The 7,389-nt window shown below is 68.7% G+C and carries 3 protein-coding genes, 3 tRNA genes and 1 pseudogene; 6 read left to right on the top strand and 1 reads right to left on the bottom strand.

What is annotated here, in order from left to right; translation table 11 throughout:
- From QPK31_RS25945 to QPK31_RS25935, 3 genes and pseudogenes are all read left to right on the top strand, one after another.
- Window positions 1–286 (top strand): annotated as a pseudogene (locus tag QPK31_RS25945) (J domain-containing protein); the annotation flags it as partial.
- Between the two features lie 146 nt (window positions 287–432).
- Window positions 433–2,067, top strand: a complete 1,635-nt coding sequence (locus QPK31_RS25940; RefSeq protein WP_290425770.1) for a tetratricopeptide repeat-containing response regulator — start codon at window positions 433–435, stop codon at window positions 2,065–2,067.
- A 6-nt stretch (window positions 2,068–2,073) separates the two neighbouring features.
- Window positions 2,074–3,636, top strand: a complete 1,563-nt coding sequence (locus tag QPK31_RS25935; RefSeq protein ID WP_290425769.1) for an HDOD domain-containing protein — start codon at window positions 2,074–2,076, stop codon at window positions 3,634–3,636.
- Here the strand turns inward: QPK31_RS25935 and QPK31_RS25930 are convergent.
- On the bottom strand, window positions 3,599–6,865 hold the full coding sequence (locus QPK31_RS25930; RefSeq protein ID WP_290425768.1) for an EAL domain-containing protein: 3,267 nt from the start codon (window positions 6,863–6,865) through the stop codon (window positions 3,599–3,601). The two genes, QPK31_RS25935 and QPK31_RS25930, sit on opposite strands and share 38 nt — an antisense overlap.
- A 218-nt stretch (window positions 6,866–7,083) precedes the next feature.
- Here QPK31_RS25930 and QPK31_RS25925 point away from each other — a divergent pair.
- The 3 genes from QPK31_RS25925 to QPK31_RS25915 all read left to right on the top strand — a co-directional run bounded on the left by QPK31_RS25925 (window position 7,084) and on the right by QPK31_RS25915 (window position 7,388).
- Window positions 7,084–7,168 (top strand) — tRNA-Tyr (locus QPK31_RS25925).
- A 39-nt stretch (window positions 7,169–7,207) separates the two neighbouring features.
- A tRNA-Gly gene (locus QPK31_RS25920) sits at window positions 7,208–7,281 on the top strand.
- Between the two features lie 35 nt (window positions 7,282–7,316).
- Window positions 7,317–7,388, top strand: a tRNA-Thr gene (locus QPK31_RS25915).
- Window position 7,389 lies beyond the last annotated feature (1 nt).

Below are 7,389 nucleotides of genomic sequence, written 5' to 3'. Positions count from 1 at the left end.
GGCCGATTCCGGCTACATCGCCGGTTACCCGGTCGGCAACCAGGGCAAGGAAATGTCGGTCGTGGTCGACAACAGCGCCAACGAGGCGCCGGTGTTCGTCAAGATCCACGACCTCGACCGCCGCTCGAACGTGCGCCACGCCTATGTCGAATCGCATGCCACGTTCACGGTCGACGGCCTGGCCGCCGGCCGCTACGAAGTGCGCTACCAGAACGTGGTGACCGAAGCGGCGCACGCCGCCTGCGCGGCCGCCGCGCCGCTACGCCAGGCCGCAACGGGCCTGTAACAGAGACTTCTGTCGCATTTCCCCATCGGCGCCCTGTTTTTACACAGCATCGTCAACCCGATTTCACTAATTTTTTTCCGCGCCGTAATATACTGGACCACCAGCGGCCAACGTAGCCGCCTCCGGGCCGAGCGGAAAACAAAGACATGAACGAACTAGACGGCCTCACCGCACTCCTGATCGAGCCCCACGCCGGGATGCGCGCGAACATCCACAGCATGCTCGCCATGTGCGGCCTGACCCGCATCGACCACGCCAGCAGCGCCAACCTGGCCGTCAAGCAGCTCGGCCTGAAGAACTTCGACCTGGTGCTGTGCGAATACGACCTGGAAGGCGGCCAGGATGGCCAGCAGCTGCTGGAAGACCTGCGCCACCACAAGCTGATCTCGCTGTCGACCATGTTCTTCATGGTCACCGCCGAGGGCGACTACGGCAAGGTGGTCAGCGCCGCCGAGCTGGCGCCCACCGACTACATCCTGAAACCGTTTACGGCCGACCGCCTGCTCGACCGCATCGCGCGCGCCCTGGAGCGGCGCAACGTGCTGCTGCCGGTGTATCGCTTGATGGAAGCGGGCGCCCAGCACGAAGCCATCGAGGCCTGCATCGAGGGCGAGACCGCCTGGCCGCGCTACGCCGTCGACTTCCTGCGCCTGCGCGCCGAACTGCACTTGTTCCTGGGCGAAGCCGCGCAGGCCGAGCCGATCTACCGGCGCCTGGCCGAAAGCCGCGCGATCGCCTGGGCGCGCCTCGGCCTGGCCAAGACCCTGTACCTGCGCGAGGAATACGAAGAAGCAGGCAGCCTGCTCACCGAACTGGTCCAGACCAACACGAATTTCGTCGACGCCTACGACTGGCTGGCGCGCACCCATTCCGCCATGGGCGAGCTGGAGAAATCGCAGCAGGTGCTGACCAAGGCTGTCGCGGTGTCGCCGCATGCGGTGCGGCGCCTGCGCACGCTGGGCGAAGTCGCCTTCGAGGCGGGCGACAACGACACCGCCGAAAAGGTGCTCAAGCAGGTGGTGCAGAAAGCGAAGTACTCGGAGTTCCGCGACCCCGAGGACCATGTCAAGCTGGTGCGCACCCTGGTGAAAAAGGGCGACCCGGTGGCCGCCGCTTCCGTCATCCGCGAACTCGACCGCTCGATGGGCGGGCGCCAGCACGCCGACGCCTGCAGCGCGATTTCCTCGGCCCTGCTGCACGAATACACCGGCAACGAGGAACGCCTGGCGCAAGCCCTGACGGCCGCGGTGGCGGCCAGCCAGGACATTCCCGCCATGTCCTCGGACCTGAAGCTGGAGCTGGCGCGCAGCTGCCTCGACCACAACATGGCCGAGGGCGCCGCCAGCATCGTGCGCGACGTGATGCGCAACGCCAGCGACGCCACCGCCATGGACCGCGCGATGAGCGTGATGGCCCAGGCCGGCCAGGCGGAACTCGGCGCCAGCCTGGCCCAGGAAGCGCGCCAGCACGTGGTCGACCTGGTCGCCGGCGGCGCCGAGCGCGCCAAGAGCGGCGACTACCAGGGCGCCGTGACGCTGATGCAGGAAGCGGCCACGCGCATGCCGGGCAATCCGCAGGTGGCCTTCAATGCCGCGCTGGCGCTACTGCGCTGCCTGGAACATACCGGCTGGGACGACAAGCTGGCGCAGCAGGCGCTGGCCCAGCTGGCGGCGGTGCGCCGGCTCGATCCGCGCAACCCCAAGCTGGGCGCCCTGGGCGCGCTGCACCAGGCGGTCCTCAAGAAATACGACAAGGGCGCACGCGCCAAGAAGAACGGGTAACACGGCATGGCAGACGCAGTCACTCCCTCCACCCCTGCGCCGCAGGACGAGCAGGCGACGCGCCGCGTGCGCGCGGCCCTGATGCAGAAGGTGAACGGCGAAGAAGAGATGTTCGCCCTCGGCAGCGCGGTGGCGCGCGTGGTCGAACTGGCGTCCTCCGACGACCAGGGCACCCACGACCTGGCCTACTTCGTTCTGTCCGACCTGGCGCTGACCCAGCGCATCCTGCGCCTGTCGAACACCGTGCAGTACCGCACCGTGGCCGGCACCGTGGTCACCACGGTCTCGCGCGCGATCGCACTGCTCGGCTTCGACAACGTGAAGACCACCGCGCTGGCCATGCTCCTCGTCGACACCCTCGACAACGGCGCCCACGCCGGCGCCGTGCGCGTCGAGCTGGAAGCCTCGCTGTGCGCCAGCCTGGTCGGGCGCGAGATGGCGCGCCTGTCGTTCTACCAGGGCGCGGAAGAGGCGGCCATCGGCGCCCTGTTCAAGAACCTGGGCGCGCTGCTGGTGGCCTCGCACGAGCACGAACGCTACCGCGAGATCCGCCAGATCGTCGGCGCCGGCAAGCACACGCCGGCCCAGGCCTCGCAGCTGATCCTCGGCTGCACCTACGACACCCTGTCGGCCGCCGTGCTGGCCGAATGGAAGATCCCCGACGTGATCGTGCGCGCCCAGGCGGCGCTGCCGGCCGGCACCCTGAAGGTGGCGGCGAACCGCGGCGAGTGGATGCGCCAGGTGGCGTCCTTCAGCCTCGACGTGGCGCGCCTGCTGGCCAAGCTGCCGGACCCCAGCGGTTCGGCGGAAGCACGCGCGCTGCTGGCGCGCTACGGCGCCGCCTTCGAGCTCGACGCGGCGGCGCTGGACAAGCTGTTCGTGAACGTCGCCGAAGGCATGCGCGGGCTGATGGAAAGCATGAACCTGCAGCCGCTGGCGTGGGCCGAACCGGAAGAAGCCGATGGCCTGCCGAACGTGCTGCTGCTGGCCACCCTCGACGCCGGCGAGGAAGACGAAGGCACCCATCCGAGCGGCAAGCCGAAGAATGCGCGCGAGCTGCTGCTGGCCGGGGTGCAGGACGTGACGCAATTGCGCGCCGCCGGCAACGCGCGCCTGAACGACGTGATCCTGGCCGTGCTGGAAACGCTCTACAGCGCGCTGGGCTTCCGCTTCGCCACCGTCTGCCTGAAGGACGCGCGCCAGAACCTGTACCGCGCACGCGTCTCCTTCGGCGAGGAGAGTACGCGCCTGCAGGCCGGCTTCAGTTTCCCGGCGGCGGGGGCCAATCCGGGGCGCGACCTGTTCTTGCTGGCGCTGGAAAACGACGCCGACCTGATGATCTCGGACGCCGCGGCACCAAAAATCCGCGAACTGCTGCCCGCCTGGCACCGTACCCTGCTGCCGGATGCGAAGAGCTTCATCGTGCTGCCGCTGGTGGTGGGCAAGGCGCAACTCGGCTTCTTCTATGCCGACCGCACCAGCACTGCGCCGGAAGGCGTGCCGCCCGACGAAACGGCGCTGATCCGCGCCCTCAAGCGCCAGGTACTGGCTGCGCTTGCCGCCGGATGAATTCGCGGAATTCACCTGCCGGCATCGGCCGCGCGAACAGGTAGCCCTGGGCTTCGTCGCCCAGCTTCTCGCGCAGGAAGCCCCATTGCGCCTGGGTTTCCACGCCTTCGGCCACCACGGCCAGGCCCAGCGCGTGGGCCAGGCCGATGGTGGCGGCGACGATCACCGCGTCGTTCGGATTGTGCTCGATGTCTTTCACGAAGCCGCGGTCGATCTTGATGCGGTCGATCGCGAACAGCTTCAGGTAGGCGAGCGACGAATAGCCGGTGCCGAAGTCGTCGATCGCCAGCTTGAAGCCGCGTGTGCGCAGTTCGCGCAGCAGCTCGCGCGTGTTTTCCGGGTCGCGCATGGCGGCCGTTTCGGTGATCTCGAGTTCGAGCCGGGCCGGATCGATGCCGTAGCGCGCCACCAGTTCGTCCAGGCGTTCGAGCAGGGCGCCGCCCGAGAACTGGCGCGCCGATAGGTTCACCGCCAGGCGCAGGTGGTCCAGGCCGTCGCGCTGCCATTCGGCCAGCAAGGCCATGGCCTGGGCCAGCACCCAGTCGCCCAGCGGCACGATCATGCCGCTTTCCTCGGCCACCGGTATGAAGCGGCTCGGCTCCACGCTCCCCAGTTCGCTGTCGTGCCAGCGCAGCAGCACCTCGGCGCCGATCACGCGGCCGGTGTCGAGCGCCACCTGGGCCTGCAGGTGCAGGCTGAAGCCTTCGGCGTGCAGGGCTCCCCACATGCGGTTTTCCAGCAGCAGATGCTCGTGGGTGGCGGCGTTCATCGCCGGCGAGAAGAACTGGAAGTTGTTGCGCCCCTCGCGCTTGGCCGCGTACATCGCCATGTCGGCGTGGCGGATCAGGGTCGCCGCATCCTCGCCGTCGTCGGGGAAGAGGGCAACGCCGACGCTGGCGCCGCTGTGCGCGGTGTGCCCGGCCAGCTGGTAGGGCTGCGACAGCGATTCGACCAGCCGCACCGCCACCCCGGTGACGCTGTCGGGGGTCAGCGGGCCGGCCAGCACGATGATGAATTCGTCGCCGCCCAGGCGCGCCAGGGTATCGACGTCGCGCAGCAGGTCCTTCATGCGCTCGGCCGCGCCCACCAGCAGGCGGTCGCCGGCGGCGTGGCCGAGCGAATCGTTGATCTTCTTGAAGTGATCGAGGTCGATGAACAGCACCGCCGCCGGCTCGTTGTGGCGGCGCGCCGTGGCCAGCTGCTGCTCCAGGCGCACGTTCAGGGCCACGCGGTTTTCCAGGCCGGTGAGCACGTCGTGGTGGGCCAGGCGGTAGATGTGTTCCTGCGAGCGCTGCTGCTCGGTCAGGTCGCGCAGGATGCAGACAAAGAACTGCTCCTGGCGGCCTTTGTTGGCCATCTGCACCGGCGCCACCGAGATCGACAGCGGGAAGATCCCGGCCTGCGCATTGCGGCCCTCCAGCACGCACTCGTCGGGCGTCGACTGCGACAGGCGGGTCAGCTGGACGGCGGCGTCGCCGTCGACACCGGCCGGCACCAGGGAGCCGAAGGGCAGTCCGACCAGGTGCTGGGCCGGGTAGCCGAACAGGCGCGCGGTGGCGGCATTCGCCGAGACCACCAGGCCGTGCGCATCGACGGTGAGGATGGCGTCGGCGGCGTTGTCGAGGATGGCTTCGAGGCGCGCTTCGCGGTCGCGCAGGCGCGCGGTGCGGTCCAGTACCTGCGCTTCGACGGCGGCGCGCTCGCCGCTCACCAGCAGCAGCAGGGCGCCCAGCAGGCCGGTGAGCAGCAGGCCCGACGACAGCACGGTCCAGCTGGCCACGCCGCGCTCGCTGGCGGCGTAGGCGGCGGTGGGGTGGAAGGCGACCACGTAGCTGCGTCCGGCGAACGACAGGCCGACCCGGTATTCGTCGGGATGAACCCGGTCGATATTCCCGACGAGCGGCAGCACGACGCCGCCGGTGACGTCGACCAGCGCGGCCTGGAAGCCGTCGAAGCCGGCGCGCGCCACCGCCTGTTCGAGCAGGGCCTCGGCGTTCAGCACGAACACCACCGCGCCGGAGGCCGGCGCGTTCGGTTCGCCCACCGAGCGGAACAGGCCGATCCCCATGTCGCCGCTCATCATCAGGCGGAAAGGTTCGGTTGCAACCGGGGTGCGCGCGGTCAGCACCTGCGCCGCCGCTGTGGCGCGTCCGGGCGCGGTGAGAAAATCGACGCCGCGCAGCACCGCGTTCGAGGGCGGCCAGGTGTAGAGCACCGGCAGGTACAGCGGGCGCTGCGCCGCCGGCTGCAGGCGCAGGGCGGGCGAGACATCCTGGATGCCGGGGAAGGAGGGGTCCAGCGCCTGCCGCACCCAGTCCTCGAAGCCGCCGCGCTCGGCCTCCTTGACCGGCACCGCCCAGTTCACGCCCTGGATTTCCGGGCGCCCGTCGACATAGCCGCTGGCCACGCGCAGGAACTTGTCGCGCGCCAGGATGTGTTCGGTGTCGGCGAGGGTGCGCGCAAAGGTGCCGACGAAGCGCACGTGCTCGTTGAACTCGGCCTGCAGCACGTCGGCGGTCTGCTGGGCCTTCAGGCGGTAGGGCTGCAGATGCTGCTCGTGCTCCCAGCCGAGCGTGAGGCGGTAGATCGTCACCACCGCCGCGCTGGCCAGCAGCAGCGGCAGGCCGACGATGGTCGCGCGCTGGCGCCACAGCTGGCGCGGCGCGCCGCAGACGATCCAGCACAGCGGCGCGGCGAGCAGCACGCCGATGGTGTCGCCGGCCCACCAGCCCAGCCAGTTGAGCACGCGTTCGGGTTCGGTGATCGCGCCCAGCAGGTAGAGGAAGGGCACCGCCACGCTGGCGCTGACCAGGCAGATCAGGGGCGTGAGCAGCAGGAAGGCGAACACGTCGCGCCCGGAACCGATGGCCGGATGCATGCGGCGCCGGAACTGGCGCGCGCCGAGCCAGGCCTGGAGCGTGGCGCCGGCGATCTCCGCCAGCGTGGCCAGCAGGGCGTGCGCCAGCGGCAGGGCCGGATTGTCGAGGTGGCGCGGCAGGATCGCCAGCAGGATGCCGAGCGCGATACCGGGCAGCACGCGCGCACCCGCGGCGGTGGCCAGGGCCAGGGCCACGCCGGCCGGCGGGAACAGGGGCAGGGCATAGCCGGCCGGCAGCGCCAGGGCGTCGGCAGCCAGCCGCGTGGCCAGGTAGGCCGCGACAATCGCCAGGTTGGCCAGCAGCAGCGGCCGCCAACGCCAGCGGGGGTAAGCGGGCTTCTTGATGTCCATGTCATCCGTATTGACGTTCCCCTGAGGCGTACAGTACCGCAGGCCGGATGGGTGCAGCGCACCGCTTGCGCATTCACTTCAAAAAGACCCTTGCAGGTTTGCCGATGCTACGGTTACAATCACGCCCCGAAGCAACGCTGCTATTGAGCCAGGTTCGTAGTGATGGCAAAAATAGTTGACAGTACGTTGAGCTTGCTTCATACTCTGCGGTTCTTCGCGGTGGGGTGGCCGAGTGGTTAAAGGCAGCAGACTGTAAATCTGCCCTCTCTGAGTACGCTGGTTCGAATCCAGCCCCCACCACCAAAAAGAAGAAGTCGTGAAGTCGAATTGAAGTTGTACCTCGCGGGTGTAGCTCAATGGTAGAGCTGAAGCCTTCCAAGCTTACGACGAGGGTTCGATTCCCTTCACCCGCTCCAGTTATTGTGGTGCAGCTGTGCACTGCAAACAATCAGCCCTTGTAGCTCAGTGGTAGAGCACTCCCTTGGTAAGGGAGAGGCCACGTGTTCAATCCACGTCAAGGGCAC

The organism is Massilia sp. YIM B02769, assembly GCF_030411995.1.
GTDB lineage: Bacteria > Pseudomonadota > Gammaproteobacteria > Burkholderiales > Burkholderiaceae_D > Telluria.
Note: the sequence above shows the minus strand (reverse complement) of the source record. Positions and strands in the feature narration are given on the sequence as shown.

Bases quoted from the DNA above. Each gene is read 5' to 3' on its own strand.
- QPK31_RS25935 (WP_290425769.1), top strand. From the start codon at position 2,074: ATGGCAGACGCAGTCACTCCCTCCACCCCTGCGCCGCAGGACGAGCAG.
- QPK31_RS25940 (WP_290425770.1), top strand. From the start codon at position 433: ATGAACGAACTAGACGGCCTCACCGCACTCCTGATCGAGCCCCACGCC.
- QPK31_RS25930 (WP_290425768.1), bottom strand. From the start codon at position 6,865: ATGGACATCAAGAAGCCCGCTTACCCCCGCTGGCGTTGGCGGCCGCTG.